Source organism: Kitasatospora sp. NPDC002965, assembly GCF_040611255.1.
In the GTDB taxonomy this organism is placed as follows: domain Bacteria; phylum Actinomycetota; class Actinomycetes; order Streptomycetales; family Streptomycetaceae; genus Kitasatospora.
In genome coordinates, this window is record NZ_JBEXNT010000111.1 from 1 (window position 1) to 15,713 (window position 15,713).

Below are 15,713 nucleotides of genomic sequence, written 5' to 3' on the forward strand. Positions count from 1 at the left end.
CGTGATCAGCCAGCTCAGCGCGGGCGAGCTGGAGGAACTGCTGCCCGGCCTGGCCAGCGGGATGCTCCCGAAGATGGAGGGCTGCCTGCGCGCCGATCCCGGGCCGTCAGGTGGCCGTCGGAGCCCCCGGACGGGAGTTCCGCGCGCCGCCGCCGGCCAGCTCGGACAGCGGCCCGCTCCCGAGCACACCGCCCAGCAGCCCCGAGCCCGAGCCGCTGCCCGTACCCGAGCCGGTCGGCGCGCCGCCGGTGCCGGCGCCGCTGCTCGGGCTCGGCTTCGACGCCGTCCCCGAGCCGCCGCCCGAGGCCGGCGTACTGCGCGGCGCGGGCGCCGACCCGGCGGGTGCCGGGGCGGCGGGCGGCGCCGAGGCGGCCGGCGCGGCCGGGCTGGCCGCACCGCTCTCCGGCTTGGCCGACTTCGCCTTGCCGCTCGGCGTGGCCGTCGCCGCCCTGGGCGAGGTCGGGGCGCCGGACGGCGGGGCGGACGTCGCCGGGGCGGTCGGCGAGGCCGGCCGGGAGGCGGCGGGCGAGGGCGAGGTGGACGGACCCTTCCCGCCGGGCGCGGCGGACGGCCCGCCGCTCGGCCAGACCGGGGTGCCGTAGTCGGTGGCCGGCCGGGACGGCGCCGGGTGCGGGCGGGCGCCGGTGCGGACCGCCGCGCCCAGCATCGAGCCGACCAGCAGGGTCAGTCCGACCACCACCGCGGTGACCACCGCACCGCGCCGCACCACCCGGCGGCGCAGCGCGGCCGGGGCGTCGGCACCGTACCGCCGCCACGCCTCCAGGTTGAGCCGCCCGTCCAGCGAGCCGAACGGCGCGCCGGCGATCAGCAGCGGGCTCCACGCCGCCAGGAAGATCAGGTCGGGGGTGTCGTAGACCGGGACGGCCCGCCAGCTGACCGTGAACAGCAGTGCGGCGGAGAGGACCATCGCCGCACCGGCCGCGAGCCGCTGCCAGAGGCCGAGGACGGTCAGCACGCCGACCACGATCTCGGTGAAGGACACCACCAGGCCGGAGCCGACCGGGTGCGCCATGGCGAAGGCCAGCAGCGGATCGGCGACCTTCCAGGGGTGCAGCGAGGAGAGCCAGCGCATCATCGAGCCGCGCTCGCCGCCGTCGAAGTACACCGGGTCGCAGAGCTTGCTGAACCCGGCGTAGACGGAGAGCGCGCCGAGCACCGCGCGCAGGGGCAGCAGCACCAGACCGAGGTCGACCCGGCGGCCGGGGTACCAGGGTTGCCTGCCCTCCGCCCCGGCGGCGGAGACCTCCGGCAGCTCGCCGCTGGGCGTCCAGCCCTGGGGCGCGCCGACCGGCCCGACGCCGGCCTCGGTGGCCGTGCCGGCTCCCTCGCGCGGTTGGCGCGGGACCGTCCGGGAGCCGCCGTACGGCGGGATCAGCCGGGTGTCGTCGTCCGCCAGGGAGCCGCGCCCGCCGGCACCGGCCGGTGCCGGGACTCCGCCCAGCCGGACGGCCTCCAGCAACTGGGTGGCGGCGACGTCGCCCGGCCGCGCCTCGCCGGTCCAGGTGACCGGTGTGACGCGGCCCTTGCGGCGCGGCCCGCCGGCCCCGCCGGTGAGCGCCGAGACCGTGGAGGCGGGCACGACGACCTGTGGGGTGACCGGCGAACGGCGGATCAGTCCCTGGGTGGCGTAGGGGTCGCCGAACGCGGCGCCGGTGGACAGCAGTCCGGCCGGAGCCTCGATCAGTGGCGCCACCGGGGTGCCGAGATTGAGCCGGAAGCTCGCCTGGGTGCTGCTGAGGCGCGCCGGGTCGGACGGCACCTTGACGGTGGTGAGGCCGGGTTCGGCCTCTATCCCGGTGCTGCCGCCGCCCAGGAGGGGGCGCCGAGGTGTTCTGGTGTCCACACCCGTCTAACCGGGTGACGCCCGGTTAGGACACTCTCCCGGGTGGATATCGGGAGCCCCCTTGAAGTGATCATGAGAAAAGCGATCGGGCCCGGTCGGGCCCGATCGCTTTCACTCGTCTTGCGGACGGACGGCGGGGAATTCCGGAGAACCCCTTGCGCCGCGCGCCCCGCGTGTGCCTTCCGGTCAGCCGACCTTGGAGCGGAGCCGCGCCGCCTCGTACAGCACGACGCTCGCCGCGACACCGGCGTTCAGCGACTCGGTGAGCCCGGACATCGGGATCCGCACCAGCAGGTCGCAGGTCTCCGAGACCAGCCGGGACAGGCCCTTGCCCTCGCTGCCCGCGACGATCACGACGGGCCCGGTCAGCGCCTCCAGGTCCCCGATCTCGGCCTCGCCGTCGGCGGCCAGGCCGACCACCAGCAGGCCCGCCTTCTGGTAGCCCTCCAGCGTCCGGGTCAGGTTGGTGGCGCGGGCGACGGGCAGCCGCGCGGCCGCACCCGAGGAGGTCTTCCACGCACCGGCGGTCATACCGGCCGCCCGGCGCTCGGGGATGACCACGCCGTGCGCGCCGAAGGCGGCGGCGGAACGGACCACGGCGCCCAGGTTGCGGGAGTCGGTGACGCCGTCCAGCGCCACGATCAGCGCGTCCTGGGCGGCGTCCGCGGCCTCGGCCAGCAGGTCCTCCGGGTGCGCGTACTCGTACGGCGGGACCTGGAGGACCAGGCCCTGGTGGTTCAGGCCGCCGGTCATCTGGTCCAGCTGCGGGCGCGGGGCCTCCATCAGCGGGATGCCCCGGTCGTTGGCGGCCTGGAAGGCGTCGCGGACCCGGTCGTCGGTGTCGATGAACTGCATGACGTACAGCGCGGTCGCCGGCACGCCGCCCTGCAGCGCCTCGACCACCGAGTTGCGGCCGACCACCAGCTCCGCGGCACCGGCGCCGCCGCGACCGCCGCGGCCGCCGCCACCGGCGCGGCGCATGCCGGCCCGGGCCTTGGCGTCCCGCTCGCGCTTGATCGCGGCGTTGGCGGCCCGCTGCTTGGGGTGACCCTTGCGTTCGGCGCCGGGCGGGGTCGGGCCCTTGCCCTGGAGCGCCTTCCGGCTGTGGCCGCCGGTACCGACGTTCGCGCCCTTCTTCGACCCGGGGTTGCGGCGGTTCCTGCGCTGGCTGTTGCCGGCCATGGCTGTACTTCCTGTCTGTCTGTCCGGCATGGCCGGCCCCTCCGGCGGAAGCCGGTGGGGGCCGACGGCATGCGCTCCGTCATGCGGGAGGGCCGCACCGGTCAGGTACGGCCCCACCTCACCCCTCGGTCGCCCGGGGGTTACTGGTTGTTGATCGTCCAGCGCGGGCCGGACGGGGTGTCCTCGATGGCCAGTCCGGCCAGCCCGAGCTGGTCGCGGATGGCGTCCGCGGTGGCAAAGTCCTTGCGGGCCCGGGCCGCCTGCCGCTGCTCCAGGACCAGGTGGACCAGCGAGTCGACGACGCCGTGCAGGTCCTCGCCGCGCTCCGCCCCGGCCCAGTGCGGGTCGAGCGGGTCGAGTCCCAGTACACCGAGCATCGCACGGACCTCGGCCAATCGCGCCACCGCGTTCTCCTTGTCGTCCGCGGTGAGGGCGCTGTTGCCCTGGCGGACGGCGGTGTGCACGATGGCCAGCGCCTGGGGCACGCCCAGGTCGTCGTCCATCGCCTCGGCGAAGGCCGGCGGCACCTCGGGGGCGGCGTCGACCTTTCCGCAGCGCTCGACGGTCCGCTGGATGAAGCCCTCGATCCGGCCGAACCCGGCCTCGGCCTCGCGCAGCGACTCGTCGCTGTACTCGATCATCGAGCGGTAGTGCGGTGCGGCCAGGTAGTAGCGGAGCACGATCGGCCGCCAGCGCTGGACCATCTCGGAGACCAGCACCGAGTTGCCGAGCGACTTGCTCATCTTCTCGCCGCGCATGGTGACCCACGCGTTGTGCACCCAGAAGTTGGCGAAGTCGTCGCCGAACGCCTTGGACTGGGCGATCTCGTTCTCGTGGTGCGGGAAGATCAGGTCGAGCCCGCCGCCGTGGATGTCGAAGGCCGTGCCCAGGTACTTGTGGGCCATCGCGGAGCACTCCAGGTGCCACCCCGGGCGCCCGCGGCCCCACGGGGTCTCCCAGCTGGGTTCGCCGGGCTTGACCGACTTCCACATGGCGAAGTCGCGCTGGTCCCGCTTGCCGGTCTCGCCCTCGCCCTCGGGCTGCTGGAGGTTCTCCAGCTTCTGGTTGGAGAGCGCGAGGTAGCCCGGGAAGGACTTCACGTCGAAGTAGACGTTGCCCTCGGCCGCGTAGGCGTGCCCGCGCGCGATGAGTCCCCGCATCATCTCGATCATCTCGGGGACGTGCCCGGTGGCCCGCGGCTCGACGGTCGGCGGCAGGCAGCCCAGCGCGGAGTAACCGTCGTTGAAGGCCCGCTCGTTGGCGTAGGCGATCTGCCACCAGGGCGTGCCGAGCTCGCGCTCCTTGGCGATCACCTTGTCGTCGATGTCGGTGACGTTGCGGGCGAACGTCACCTGGTAGCCGCGGTAGGCGAACCACCGCTGCATGATGTCGAAGTTGAGACCGGACCGGATGTGCCCGATGTGTGGCGCCGACTGGACGGTAGCGCCGCACAGGTAGATCGAGACACAACCCGGTACAAGCGGGACGAAGTCGCGTACCTGGCGGGTGCTGGTGTCGTACAGGCGAATGCTCACAGCGTCAAGCGTAGTGGGCAGGAGGGGGTGCCCCGCGACATTCTGGAATGTCAATACCGCTGCAGAGCCGTTTCCGCTCTGTGACGTAGAGGAGGCGCCCCCTCCGTTCCCGGGAGGGTCAGATCGAGCCGACCACCTTCCGCGGACTCAGCCGGACGACCACCCGAACGTCGTCCGGGCCGTCGTACGTGTACTTCTGCTCGCCGCGGTACTTCAGGCCGAGTTCGTCGATCAGCTCCCGGCCGCCCTCACGGGTCAGCGTGACCTCGCCGCGCACCTCCAGGTAGGTGTACGGGTTCTCCGGCGGGTTGATCACCAACGAGACGCGCGGGTCCTTCACCAGGTTGAGGTGCTTGCGGCGCCCCTCGACGGTGGAGAACAGGATGTCGTCGCCGTCCCGCTTCACCCAGACCACGGAGGACTGCGGGCTGCCGTCCGGCTGGAGCGTGGAGATCACGGCGAAGCTCTTGCCGTCGATCAGAGTCTTGGCCTGGTCGGAGAGATGTGCGGCCATCGGGACCTCGTTCTTCTCGTCAAACGGCGGTGGACAGATCGCCCGGTGGGCGGGGCCGGGCCCGGCGGGGGCCCGCACCGAACGGTAGCGACTCGGTCCCCCGGCAGCCCTCCTGAACACCCGTCACCCGTCGCTTATTCCCGAGCGGGTTCCCCCGATCCGGTGACGCCACCGCCCGATCCGCGACCGGACCGGCCCTCGACGGGCTTCCGGAAGGACCGGCGGCGCACCACCGGAACGGGCGGTGGGAACGTCAACGGCGTTCGTACACCAGGGCGGTGGCGATCGCGGCCAGCCCCTCGGCCCGACCGGTGAGACCCAGTCCGTCGGTGGTCGTGCCGGACACCGACACCGGCGCGCCGACCGCCGCGGCGAGCGCGGCCTGAGCCTCCTCGCGACGCTTGCCGATCTTCGGCCGAATACCGATCACCTGGATCGCCACGTTGCCGATCTCGAAGCCGGCCGCGCGGACCAGCCGCGCCGCCTCGCCGAGCAGCGTCACCCCGGACGCCCCGGCCCACTCGGGCCGGTCGGTGCCGAAGTGCGCGCCCAGGTCACCGATCCCGGCGGCGGAGAACAGCGCGTCGCACGCCGCGTGCGCGGCCACGTCGGCGTCCGAGTGCCCGGCCAGGCCGTACTCGGCGCCCGGCCACTCCAGGCCGGCGACCCGGAGCGGGCGGCCGGCCTCGAAGGCGTGCACATCGGTGCCGATGCCGACCCGGGGAATCACCGGGGCGGCGCCGGCGGTCGGCTCAGTAGCCATCGGAGGCCCTCCTGCGGGCGAGTACGGCCTCGGCGAGCACGAGGTCCAGCGGGCGGGTCACCTTGAACGCCTCCTCGTGACCGGGCACCACGACCACCCGGCCGCCGTACCGCTCCACCAGGCCGGCGTCGTCGGTGACCGGCGGCAGCGCGCCCCCGGCCTCCTCGGCCAGCGCCTTGGCGTGCACCTCGGCCAGCGTCTCCCGGCGGAACCCCTGCGGGGTCTGGACCGCGCGCAGGGTGGACCGGTCGGGCGTGTCGAGCACCGGCTCGGGTCCGCCCGGCGTGGGCTCGACCCGCTTGACGGTGTCGGCCAGCGGCACCGCCGGCACCACCGCCTCCGCCCCGGCCCGGACGGCGGCCGCGACCGCGTCGACGACCTCGACCGGCACGAGCGGCCGGGCCGCGTCGTGCACCAGGACGATCCCGACCCCGGCGGGAATGGCGGCCAGGCCCAGCCGGACGGACTCCTGGCGGGTCTCCCCGCCGGCCACGACCCGGATGTCCTTGCCCTCCAGCCCGTGGCTGTCGAGCAGGGCGACCACCTCGGCCACCCCGTCGGCGGGCGCCGCGACCACGACCAGGCCGACCGCGCGGCTGCGGGTCAGCGCCCGGACGGCGTGCACCAGGAGCGGCACGCCGCCCAGGTCACGCAGGGCTTTCGGGGCACCGGGCCCCAGCCGCTCGCCGCGTCCCGCGGCGGGCACCACTGCTGCTGCGACTGCTGCTGTGGCGTTCAGGTTTCACTCCTTCGGAGAAGTGGGTATGGCCATGGCGTGCACGACGGGCGAGGACCCCTTCCGAAGCACCACCGTCCTCCGCCCGCGGAATCAGCAGAAACGGTCATGCAGACCCGAGGCCGGCCGGGCCGCCCGGGTGCGGGGCGTCGTCCGGACACGCCTCAGCGCCCGAAGTGCCACTGCACCACCCACCGGCCATCGGTCCGGTGAGCGGCGCGCCGGCATCGGGCGCTGTGAGCGTTGTGGAGCGGACGGCCGCTACGAGGCGAGCACCTCGTCGAGCAGCGTCTCCGCCTTGTCCTCGTTGGTGTTCTCCGCCAGCGCGAGCTCGCTGACGAGGATCTGGCGCGCCTTGGCGAGCATGCGCTTCTCTCCGGCCGAGAGACCGCGCTCACGCTCACGACGCCAGAGGTCGCGCACAACCTCGGCGACCTTGATAACGTCACCCGAAGCGAGCTTCTCCAGGTTCGCCTTGTAGCGACGGGACCAGTTGGTCGGCTCTTCGGTGTACGGTGCGCGAAGCACCTCGAAGACCCGGTCCAGACCCTCCTGGCCGACTACGTCGCGCACGCCGACGAACTCCGCGTTCTCGGCGGGCACGCGGAGCGTCAGGTCTCCCTGCTGCACCTTCAGCACCAGGTAGGTCTTGTCCACACCTTTGATCTGGCGAATTTCGATGGCCTCGATCAGCGCAGCCCCGTGATGGGGGTAGACCACCGTGTCGCCAACCTTGAACGTCATGTGACAGGACCCCTTCCGTGGCTTTCCAGAATAACACGCTTTTCACCGCACCCGAAGGGCGTTTTCGCAGGTCAGGGCCGGTCTCGGGGCTTGACAAGCACCCCCATGACGTGCTGCGACCGGTGTTCGGCGCGGGCTTCCCGCAGGTCGGAGGCGGTTCCGACGCTCACCGAAACCTGCCGCAACACTCTCGAAACCGTGATTGGATCTTGAGTTTTCACCGTTTATCGGGCCGTTTCCCGATCGTGATCCGATCTTGGTCCGTTGTTGACCTGAACACGTGGACGTGCGGCCGTACGGACGCCCCTGAACCTTCCGGGGCGCGACACGGGGACCACCCCGTGAGGACGGCATAAGCGAGGTCGATAATCTGAGACCGGATCCACCGACCGAGACCTGACCTACCGACACGTGACCTAGGGAGAAGCCGCCGCCGTGAGCCGCAGCCTTCGACGCGGCAGCATCGCCGCCATCGCCGCCCTCGCCATCGCCTCGTTGTCCTCCTGCGCCGCCGGCAACACGCCGGAGACCCTGGAGATCAAGCCCGACAACGCGGCCGCGACCCTGGGCGCCGACATCCGGCTGAACAACATCGTCGTGGTCACGGGGGACGAGTCCTCCGGCGAGCACACCGGCCCCGCCAATGTGACGGTGAACATCAGCAACACCGGCGCCGAGGCCCTGGAGCTGCAGTCCATCACCGTCGGGAGCGGCGCCACCGCCACCTTCGCGGACGACAAGGGCGCCCCGCTGAGCACCATCGTCGTCCCGCCCGGCGGCGCGGTGCTGCTCGGCGGTCAGGGCAACCCGTCCGCCAAGGTGGCCTCGGCCAGCCTGAGCGTGGGCGGCTACGTGAACACCGCGTTCGCGTTCAAGAACCACGAGAAGCTCGAGACGGAGGCCTCGGTCAGCCCGAACAAGGGCCTGTACCAGGGCTTCGGCCCGACCTCCGCCCCCGGGGCCGTGCCGCCCAAGAAGGCCGCCACCCCGACCGCCCCCGCCTCGGGCAGCCCGTCCGCCGCCCACCACTGAGGCACGGCGCCCGGCCGCACCCGGGCAGGGCAAGGGGAACGCCCCTCCGGCACTCGCCGGAGGGGCGTTCCCCTTGCCCTGCGGGCGCGCACGCCCTCGTCCCGGAGTCCTTCGGGCCGGTTTACGGCTCGAACTTGTAGCCGAGGCCACGGACCGTGACCAGGTAGCGCGGCGCGCCCGGGTCCGGCTCGATCTTCGCCCGCAGACGCTTGACGTGGACGTCCAGCGTCTTGGTGTCGCCGACGTAGTCCGCGCCCCAGACCCGGTCGATCAGCTGCATCCGGGTGAGCACCCGGCCGGCGTTGCGGAGCAGCATCTCCAGCAGGTCGAACTCCTTGAGCGGGAGGTCGACCTTGGCGCCGTCCACCGTCACCACGTGCCGGTCGACGTCCATCCGGACCGGACCGGCCTCCAGCGCGCCGGGGCCGCCGCCGTCGCCCGGGCCCTCGCTCTCGCCGCGGCGCCGCAGCACCGCGCGGATCCGGGCGACCAGCTCACGGGTGGAGTAGGGCTTGGTGACGTAGTCGTCTGCACCTATCTCCAGACCGACGACCTTGTCGATCTCGCTGTCCTTGGCGGTGACCATGATCACCGGCACGTTCGAGCGCACCCGGAGCTGGCGGCAGACCTCGGTACCGGGCAGCCCCGGCAGCATCAGATCGAGCAGGACGAGGTCGGCACCGTTCCGTTCGAACTGCTCCAGCGCGTCGGGGCCGGTGGCGGCGATGGCCACCTCGAAGCCCTCCTTGCGAAGCATGTACGACAGGGCGTCGCTGAACGACTCCTCGTCCTCTACCACCAGTACTCGGGTCACGATCAGGCCTCCGGGGCAAGCTGGGGGGTTGTTTCTGACAGGGGTTCCGCGGGCTTCCCCGTGTGGGGAAACTGGTCCACGGGGGCCTGCCCGGCGGGCAGGCGGAGGGTGAAAGTGGAGCCCTGGCCCTCGACGCTCCACACCGAGACCGTGCCGCCGTGCGAGGCGGCCACGTGCTTGACGATGGAGAGACCGAGGCCGGTGCCACCGGTCTGCCGGGAGCGCGCGGGGTCGACCCGGTAGAACCGTTCGAAGACCCGCTCGCGGTCCTTCTCGGAGATGCCGATGCCCTGGTCGGTCACCGAGATCTCGATCAGTTCGCCGTCGGCCTCGCCGAGCGCCGCCGCACTGGAGATCCGGCGGGTGGCGATCGCGACCCTGGTCCGCGGCGGACTGTAGTTGACGGCGTTCTCGACCAGGTTGCCGAGCGCGGCGGCGAGCTGGCCGCGGTTGCCGTGCAGGTAGAGGCCCGCGATGCCGCCCGCCGCGATCAGGATCTGCTTGGCGGCGGCCTGCTGGCGGCAGCGGTCGATCGCCTCGGCGATCAGCTCGTCCACCGCGACCGGTTCCGGGTCGACCATCAGCCGGTCGTCCTGGACCCGGGACAGGTCGATGATCTCCTGGACCAGGCTGGCCAGCCTGGTGGCCTCGATCTGCATCCGGCCGGCGAAGCGCTGCACCGCCTCGGGGTCGTCGGACGCGTCCGCGACCGCCTCGGAGAGCAGCGAGAGAGCGCCGACCGGGGTCTTGAGCTCGTGGCTGACGTTGGCGACGAAGTCGCGGCGGACGGCCTCCACCCGGCGGCGGTCGGTCTGGTCCTCGACCAGCACCAGGACCAGCCGGGAGCCCAGCGGGGCGACCCGGACCGAGACCGCGAGCGGCTCGGCGGCGCGGGCGGCGCCCGGGCGGGGCAGCTCCATCTCGGCCTGGCGGATCTCGCCGTCCCGGCGGGTGGCACGGGCCAGCGCGAGCAGCTGGTCCACCGCGACCGCACCGCCGCGCACCAGCCCCATGGCGTACGCCGCCGAGCTGGCCTTGACCACCTCGTCGCCCTCGCCCAGCACGATCGCGCAGGACCGCAGCACGGAGAGGACGGTGTCGACCCCCGGGGGGAGCGGGGGTTCCTGCGCGGGGCTGGGCCCCTGATTCCGGTTGGTGCCGCCGTACCTGCCCCTGGCCTGCTCGCGCTCGCTCCAACGGAAAGCGATCGAGGCCGTGAGGCCGACGCCGAGCCCGGCTATGGCGCAGGCAGCGGCGGCGGCCACGTTCACGTCCATACCGCCAGCCTAAGCGCACGGTGCGGCCACTCCCCCAGGGTCGGATCAAGGGATCGGCCGCACGTTGCCGAGAATTCACCTTCAGGTAGCTGCCGGTTCACCGTCCGGGTCGTGCGTGGTCGCCCGGACGGCCGAGAGTTGGCCGGGCAGCCCGTGTGGGAAAGGTGGCGGAGTAGAACAACCGTCCGCCACCCGAGGTGCGCGCGTACGATTCGCGCCACCAGCAGCGGTCACCCGTGCGCCGTACGGCGGTCGTACCGGATGACCGGTCGGCACCGCCACCGACACAGCTACTGAGGAGAGATCATGCGCGACGCGTACCACGAGGAACTCGACTCGATCGGCGACAGCCTGGTCGAGATGGCACGGCTGGTCGGCTCGGCCCTCGGGCGGGCCACCACCGCGCTCCTCGACGCGGACCTGGCCCTGGCGGAGAGCGTGATCGCCGCCGACGAGAAGGTCAACGACCTGCACCACGAGCTGGAGAACCGGGCGATCGACCTGCTCGCCCGCCAGCAGCCCGTCGCCACCGACCTGCGGATCGTCGTCACCTCCCTGCGGATGAGCGCCGACCTGGAGCGCTGCGGCGACCTCGCCCGCCACGTCGCCAAGGTCGCGCGGCTGCGCTACCCGGAGTCGGCGGTCCCGAGCGACCTGCACGCGACGGTCCTGGAGATGGGCCAGCTCGCCCAGCGGCTGGTGGCCAAGGCCGGCCTGGTGATCGCCACCAAGAACGTCGACAAGGCGCTGGAGCTGGAGCAGGACGACGACGCGATCGACGCGCTGCACCGCGAGCTGTTCGCGCACCTGATCGACGAGCGCTGGCACCACGGGATCGAGACCGCCGTGGACGTCACCCTGGTCGGCCGCTACTACGAGCGGTTCGCCGACCACGCGGTCTCGGTGGCCAAGCGCGTCGTCTACCTGGTGACCGGTGAGCACGTGGACGAGTTCGTCGCCGCCTCGGAGGCGGCCGCCGGGGCCGAGTGATCCCGGTCGCGGGCGTCCCGCGCCGGGCAGCCCTCACCCCTGCGGGTGAGTAAACCCGGAGCGGGGGTGGTGGGGAAGCACGAATGCGTGGACTCCCCACCACTGCGCGCCCGTTGACGCTCCCTCCGGTCGGCGGCTTCACTCGATGCCGTAGGCACAGAAGTGTGCCCGTCAGAAGGAGGGGCCAGCGCGATGAAGGCAAACCCGACCCGACCGGCACCGGCACCCGACACCATCGAGTCACCCGCACCGAGGCTGTTGCCCGTCCTCGCGGCCGGCTGCGGCTGCAGCGCGGGCTGTGGTTGCGGCTGCCAGTCCGGCGGCCCCTGCCAGTGCGGCGGGGTCGACGGCGGCTGCTGCGGTCACTGAGCCGCACCGACCACCGAGGAGCTCCGGGGTGCACGGCTGCCGTGGGAGACGGCCGTGCACCCCGGCTTCCTCACCACCGGGGCGCCGGCGGGCCTGACGGCCGTCCGGGGCGGTCCGCGCCCCCCGGACGGTCAGAACTTGACGTCGGTGCAGGAGTAGAAGGCGTTGCCGGTGTCCGCGATCTCCCAGACCGAGACGACCACGTGGTGGCCGGTCCGGCCACTCGGCAGGGTCGCGGTGTGGCTGACCGTGCCGGGCACCTGGGCGCCGTTGTACGGGACGGTCAGGAACGGCGTCAGTTCCAGGTTGGCCCGGGTGACCTTCTGCGTGGCGTCGTAGCCGGCCTTGGTCAGGTAGTACTTGAAGTTGGTCGTCGCGTGCCGGGCCGTGAACTTCCAGGTGAAGGTCCGCTGCTGCCCCGCCGACACGGCCGTGGTCGGCCAGCCGCCGCCACGCGGGTCGTCCAGCTCGGCGAACCGGCTGTTGCCGCCGGCGCAGATGGCGCCGTCGGCCGGGCCTCTGCTCGGGAACCCCTTCGTCCCCTCGACGCTCTGCGGCTCCCACTGGATCGCGCCGCAGTTCTTGACCGTGCCGGCCCCGCAGAGCGCGGCGCGGCTGGGCGGGGTGGTGACGTAGCCGTGCGACTGCGCCGGCAGCGCGACCGCGACCGGCACCGCGAGCGCGGCGATCACGGCTCCGACGATATGACGTGTGCGCATGGTGCTCCTCCGTGGGGGTGGATGGAGAGTGCGCCGGACGCAGACGCGCGCGCGTGGGGGTGCGGCGGCCTACGGGGTGAGCCCTTGGCATGCCTGCGCCGGGGCGGTGCTCACACGGTAGGAGCAGCCACCCGGGCCGTCAATGGTCTGAACCACTTTCGCAGCACTCAACAACCCTGCACCCCAAGGGAGTTGAAAGCCCCTGGCGCCGATCCACCGGCGGACCGTACGCCAGAGGGCCCCGCCCCCCGATCCCGGGGAACAGGGCCCTCACAGCCCTTCACGGGCCACCGGAGACGCTGCGGGCCTACTTCTTGCCCTGGTTCTTGACCGCCTCGATGGCGGCCGCGGCGGCGTCCGCGTCGAGGTAGCGGCCGCCCTTGACGGTCGGCTTGAAGTCGGCGTCGAGCTCGTAGACGAGCGGGATGCCGGTCGGGATGTTGAGGCCGGCGATGTCCTCGTCGGAGATGCCGTCGAGGTGCTTGACCAGCGCGCGCAGGCTGTTGCCGTGGGCGGTGACCAGGACGGTCTTGCCGGCGGCGAGGTCCGGGACGATGGCGTCGTACCAGTACGGGAGCATCCGGTCGACGACGTCCTTGAGGCACTCGGTGCGCGGACGCAGCTCGCTCGGGATGTCGGCGTAGCGGGCGTCGCCGGCCTGCGAGTACTCGGCGCCGTCGGCCAGGACCGGCGGCGGGGTGTCGTACGAGCGGCGCCAGAGCTGGAACTGCTCCTCGCCGAACTCGGCCAGGGTCTGGGCCTTGTCCTTGCCCTGGAGGGCGCCGTAGTGCCGCTCGTTCAGGCGCCAGCTGCGGCTGACCGGGATCCAGTGGCGGTCGGCCTTGTCCAGGGCGATCTGGGAGGTGCGGATCGCGCGGCGCAGCAGCGAGGTGTGCAGCACGTCCGGGAGGTAGCCCTCGGCGGAGAGGAGCTCGCCGCCGCGGGCGGCCTCCTTCTCACCCTTCTCGTTGAGGTCGACGTCGACCCAACCGGTGAACAGGTTCTTCTGGTTCCACTGGCTCTCGCCGTGACGGAGCAGGATAAGTCGGTACGTCGTGTCAGCCATGGCCTCCAGCTTAGTGGAGCCCGGAAAAGCCCCTGGTCGCGGCCTCACCTGATGAGTAATGTGTGCACTGCAGTTGTGACACTTACCGATGTGCTGAGCGGTCCTGCCCGTCCTGCTCAGCGGACGCCGCCTGCCCGGGAGCCCCCACATGCCCCACCTGTCCGTCCCCACCCGCGTCGCAAGAGCCGTGACCGAGGCGCTGAGCGGGCTGCCCCGCCAGTTCTGGTGGCTCTGGACGTCCACGCTCATCAACAAGCTGGGCGCCTTCGTCGTCACCTTCCTGGCCCTCTACCTGACGACCGAACGGGGCTACTCGGCGTCGTACGCGGGCCTGGTCGCCTCGCTCTTCGGGCTCGGCTCGGCGATCGCGTCGATCGGCGCAGGGGTGCTGACCGACCGGATAGGCCGGCGGCCGACGCTGGTCGCGGCGCAGCTCGGCACCGCGCTGTTCACCGCGGTGCTCGGCTTCGCCGACGGCCAGGTGGCCATCGCGGTGGTCGCCTTCCTGGTCGGCCTCTGCAACAACGCGACCCGGCCCGCCACCTCCGCGATCATCGCGGACATCGTGCCCGCCGAGGACCGGGTCCGCGCCTACGCCCTGAACTACTGGGCGATCAACATCGGCTTCGGCCTCTCGGCGGCGGCGGCCGGTCTGATCGCCACCCACGGCTACCTCACGCTCTTCGTGCTGGACGCGATCTCCACGCTGATCTGCGCGGTGGTCATCTTCGTCCGGATCCCCGAGACCCGGCCGGACACGCCCGCCGCGCAGGCGGGCAAGCCCGCGATCGGCCTCGGCACGGTGTTCCGGGACGGCCGCTTCATGGCGGTGGTCGGGCTCAACCTGCTGCTCGCCCTGGTCGCCCAGCAGGGCTCGACCATGCTCGCCGTGGACATGGGACGGGCCGGCATCACCGCCACCCAGTACGGCCTGGTGATCGGCCTCAACGGGCTGCTCATCGTGGTGCTCCAGATCCCGCTCACCCGGTGGATGGAGGGCCGCGACCGGACCGCCCTGCTGATCGCCAGTGCGCTGTTCATCGGCTGGGGGTTCGGGCTGACCGCGCTGGCCGGGTCCTCGGCGTGGTTCTACGCCTTCACCGTGGCGGTCTGGACGATCGGCGAGATCCTGAACGCGCCGACCATGATGGGGCTGGTCGCCGAGCTCTCGCCGGCCGAGGCCCGCGGGCGCTACCAGGGCGTCTACTCGCTCTCCTGGTCGCTCGCCTCGTTCCTCGCGCCGGCGGTCGGCGGCGTGCTGCTGGAGCGGGCCGGCAGCGGGGCACTGTGGGGTGCCTGCGCGGCCTGCGGGACGGTCGCGGCGGCCGGGTACGTGCTGCTCGGACGGCGGACGGGCGCGGCGCCGGCGGCTCCGGCGGTGACCGTTCCGGTGGTGACGGCGACCCCGGCCGCGGTGACCGGGGCCGGCACCGAGCCCGAGGTGGTGGCGTCCGGGCGTGCGGCGTCCGGGGCGCTCCGGAAGGCGGACGCCGCACCGGAGCGGGCTCCGACGGGCTGCTGAGCCCGGCCGCTACCCGGCGGCGGGTCCGCCGCCGGGGGTCGGCTCCGCGGCCGGACCGTCAGGAGCCGGGCCCTCGGGGGCCGGACCGGCGAGGTGGGCGAAGGCCGCCAGGTTGCGCGTGGACTCCCCCCGCTTGGTGCGCCACTCCCACTCCCGACGGATCGCGGTCGCGAAGCCCAGCTCCAGCAGCGTGTTGAACGGCTCGTCGGCGTTCTCCAGCACCGTGCCGAGCAGCCGGTCCACCGTGTCCGGGGTCAGCGCCTCCAGCGGCAGCCGGCCGGCCAGGTAGACGTCGCCCAGCGCGTCGACCGCGTAGGCGACGCCGTACAGGCGGGTGTTCCGCTCCAGCAGCCAGCGGTAGACCGCCTCGTGGTTCTCGTCGGGGCGCCGGACCACGAAGGCGTTCACCGAGAGGGTGTGGTCGCCGACCCGCAGGGCGCAGGTGGTGCTGAGCTTCCGGTTGCCCGGAAGGGTCGCCACCAGCGTGTGGGGATCGGTGGGGGCCGGCTCCCAGGCCACCCCGGCCTCGTCCAGGGCGGCGCGCAGGAGGGTCAGGGCCTCGTCCTTGGTGCGGATTGCCATGAGG

15 protein-coding genes are annotated in these 15,713 nt (G+C 72.6%); 3 read left to right on the forward strand and 12 right to left on the reverse strand.

The window, feature by feature from the left end; all coding sequences use genetic code 11:
- Positions 1-106: 106 nt before the first annotated feature.
- From ABZY91_RS31710 to ABZY91_RS31740, 7 genes are all read right to left on the reverse strand, one after another.
- Entirely contained in the window at positions 107-1,864 is a 1,758-nt protein-coding gene (locus ABZY91_RS31710) for a DoxX family membrane protein (protein ID WP_355406396.1), read from the reverse strand.
- A 186-nt stretch (positions 1,865-2,050) separates the two neighbouring features.
- Positions 2,051-3,046, reverse strand: coding sequence for a 23S rRNA (guanosine(2251)-2'-O)-methyltransferase RlmB (rlmB, locus tag ABZY91_RS31715; protein WP_329885598.1), 996 nt, complete (start codon positions 3,044-3,046; stop codon positions 2,051-2,053).
- Between the two features lie 140 nt (positions 3,047-3,186).
- A complete protein-coding gene (cysS, locus tag ABZY91_RS31720; RefSeq protein ID WP_355406398.1) occupies positions 3,187-4,581 on the reverse strand; it encodes a cysteine--tRNA ligase in 1,395 nt (464 codons plus the stop codon).
- 118 nt (positions 4,582-4,699) lie between these two features.
- Positions 4,700-5,095 (reverse strand): PPOX class F420-dependent oxidoreductase, encoded by a 396-nt coding sequence (locus ABZY91_RS31725; protein ID WP_329885600.1) that lies wholly within the window; start codon positions 5,093-5,095, stop codon positions 4,700-4,702.
- A 253-nt stretch (positions 5,096-5,348) separates the two neighbouring features.
- Positions 5,349-5,858, reverse strand: a complete 510-nt coding sequence (gene ispF / locus ABZY91_RS31730) for a 2-C-methyl-D-erythritol 2,4-cyclodiphosphate synthase (RefSeq protein WP_329885601.1) — start codon at positions 5,856-5,858, stop codon at positions 5,349-5,351.
- The gene (gene ispD, locus ABZY91_RS31735; protein WP_329885749.1) at positions 5,848-6,597 is read right to left on the reverse strand and encodes a 2-C-methyl-D-erythritol 4-phosphate cytidylyltransferase; all 750 of its coding nucleotides are present in this window, start codon (positions 6,595-6,597) and stop codon (positions 5,848-5,850) included. The genes ispF and ispD overlap by 11 nt, the downstream gene beginning before the upstream one ends.
- Before the next feature lie 258 nt (positions 6,598-6,855).
- On the reverse strand, positions 6,856-7,338 hold the full coding sequence (locus tag ABZY91_RS31740) for a CarD family transcriptional regulator (protein WP_030244332.1): 483 nt from the start codon (positions 7,336-7,338) through the stop codon (positions 6,856-6,858).
- Between the two features lie 435 nt (positions 7,339-7,773).
- Between ABZY91_RS31740 and ABZY91_RS31745 the strand changes: the two genes are divergently transcribed.
- Complete coding sequence (locus ABZY91_RS31745) at positions 7,774-8,370, forward strand: DUF461 domain-containing protein (protein ID WP_329885602.1); 597 nt, start codon at positions 7,774-7,776, stop codon at positions 8,368-8,370.
- 121 nt (positions 8,371-8,491) lie between these two features.
- Here ABZY91_RS31745 and ABZY91_RS31750 read toward each other — a convergent pair whose 3' ends face one another.
- Both ABZY91_RS31750 and ABZY91_RS31755 read right to left on the reverse strand, forming a co-directional pair.
- Complete coding sequence (locus tag ABZY91_RS31750; RefSeq protein ID WP_327678296.1) at positions 8,492-9,184, reverse strand: response regulator transcription factor; 693 nt, start codon at positions 9,182-9,184, stop codon at positions 8,492-8,494.
- 2 nt (positions 9,185-9,186) lie between these two features.
- Positions 9,187-10,461, reverse strand: coding sequence for an ATP-binding protein (locus ABZY91_RS31755; RefSeq protein WP_329885603.1), 1,275 nt, complete (start codon positions 10,459-10,461; stop codon positions 9,187-9,189).
- Positions 10,462-10,767: 306 nt separating this feature from the next.
- On the opposite strand from ABZY91_RS31755, the gene phoU reads away from it, so the two are divergent.
- Complete coding sequence (gene phoU, locus ABZY91_RS31760; RefSeq protein ID WP_329885604.1) at positions 10,768-11,451, forward strand: phosphate signaling complex protein PhoU; 684 nt, start codon at positions 10,768-10,770, stop codon at positions 11,449-11,451.
- Between the two features lie 500 nt (positions 11,452-11,951).
- Here phoU and ABZY91_RS31765 read toward each other — a convergent pair whose 3' ends face one another.
- Complete coding sequence (locus tag ABZY91_RS31765; RefSeq protein ID WP_355406402.1) at positions 11,952-12,539, reverse strand: lytic polysaccharide monooxygenase; 588 nt, start codon at positions 12,537-12,539, stop codon at positions 11,952-11,954.
- A 307-nt stretch (positions 12,540-12,846) separates the two neighbouring features.
- A complete protein-coding gene (locus ABZY91_RS31770; RefSeq protein WP_329885606.1) occupies positions 12,847-13,605 on the reverse strand; it encodes a phosphoglyceromutase in 759 nt (252 codons plus the stop codon).
- Positions 13,606-13,753: 148 nt separating this feature from the next.
- Here ABZY91_RS31770 and ABZY91_RS31775 point away from each other — a divergent pair, with 148 nt between their 5' ends.
- Entirely contained in the window at positions 13,754-15,127 is a 1,374-nt protein-coding gene (locus ABZY91_RS31775) for an MFS transporter (RefSeq protein ID WP_355406404.1), read from the forward strand.
- 9 nt (positions 15,128-15,136) lie between these two features.
- Here the strand turns inward: ABZY91_RS31775 and ABZY91_RS31780 are convergent, their stop codons facing one another.
- Positions 15,137-15,709 carry a YbjN domain-containing protein gene (locus ABZY91_RS31780; protein ID WP_355406406.1) on the reverse strand — a complete coding sequence of 191 codons (573 nt, stop codon included), beginning with the start codon at positions 15,707-15,709 and terminating at the stop codon, positions 15,137-15,139.
- Positions 15,710-15,713 lie beyond the last annotated feature (4 nt).

Coding starts and splice junctions, on each gene's coding strand:
- ABZY91_RS31755 (WP_329885603.1), bottom strand. CDS start 10,461: ATGGACGTGAACGTGGCCGCCGCCGCTGCCTGCGCCATAGCCGGGCTC.
- ispF (WP_329885601.1), bottom strand. CDS start 5,858: ATGGCTACTGAGCCGACCGCCGGCGCCGCCCCGGTGATTCCCCGGGTC.
- ABZY91_RS31725 (WP_329885600.1), bottom strand. CDS start 5,095: ATGGCCGCACATCTCTCCGACCAGGCCAAGACTCTGATCGACGGCAAG.
- ABZY91_RS31775 (WP_355406404.1), top strand. CDS start 13,754: ATGCCCCACCTGTCCGTCCCCACCCGCGTCGCAAGAGCCGTGACCGAG.
- rlmB (WP_329885598.1), bottom strand. CDS start 3,046: ATGGCCGGCAACAGCCAGCGCAGGAACCGCCGCAACCCCGGGTCGAAG.
- ABZY91_RS31765 (WP_355406402.1), bottom strand. CDS start 12,539: ATGCGCACACGTCATATCGTCGGAGCCGTGATCGCCGCGCTCGCGGTG.
- ABZY91_RS31740 (WP_030244332.1), bottom strand. CDS start 7,338: ATGACGTTCAAGGTTGGCGACACGGTGGTCTACCCCCATCACGGGGCT.
- ABZY91_RS31780 (WP_355406406.1), bottom strand. CDS start 15,709: ATGGCAATCCGCACCAAGGACGAGGCCCTGACCCTCCTGCGCGCCGCC.
- ABZY91_RS31770 (WP_329885606.1), bottom strand. CDS start 13,605: ATGGCTGACACGACGTACCGACTTATCCTGCTCCGTCACGGCGAGAGC.
- phoU (WP_329885604.1), top strand. CDS start 10,768: ATGCGCGACGCGTACCACGAGGAACTCGACTCGATCGGCGACAGCCTG.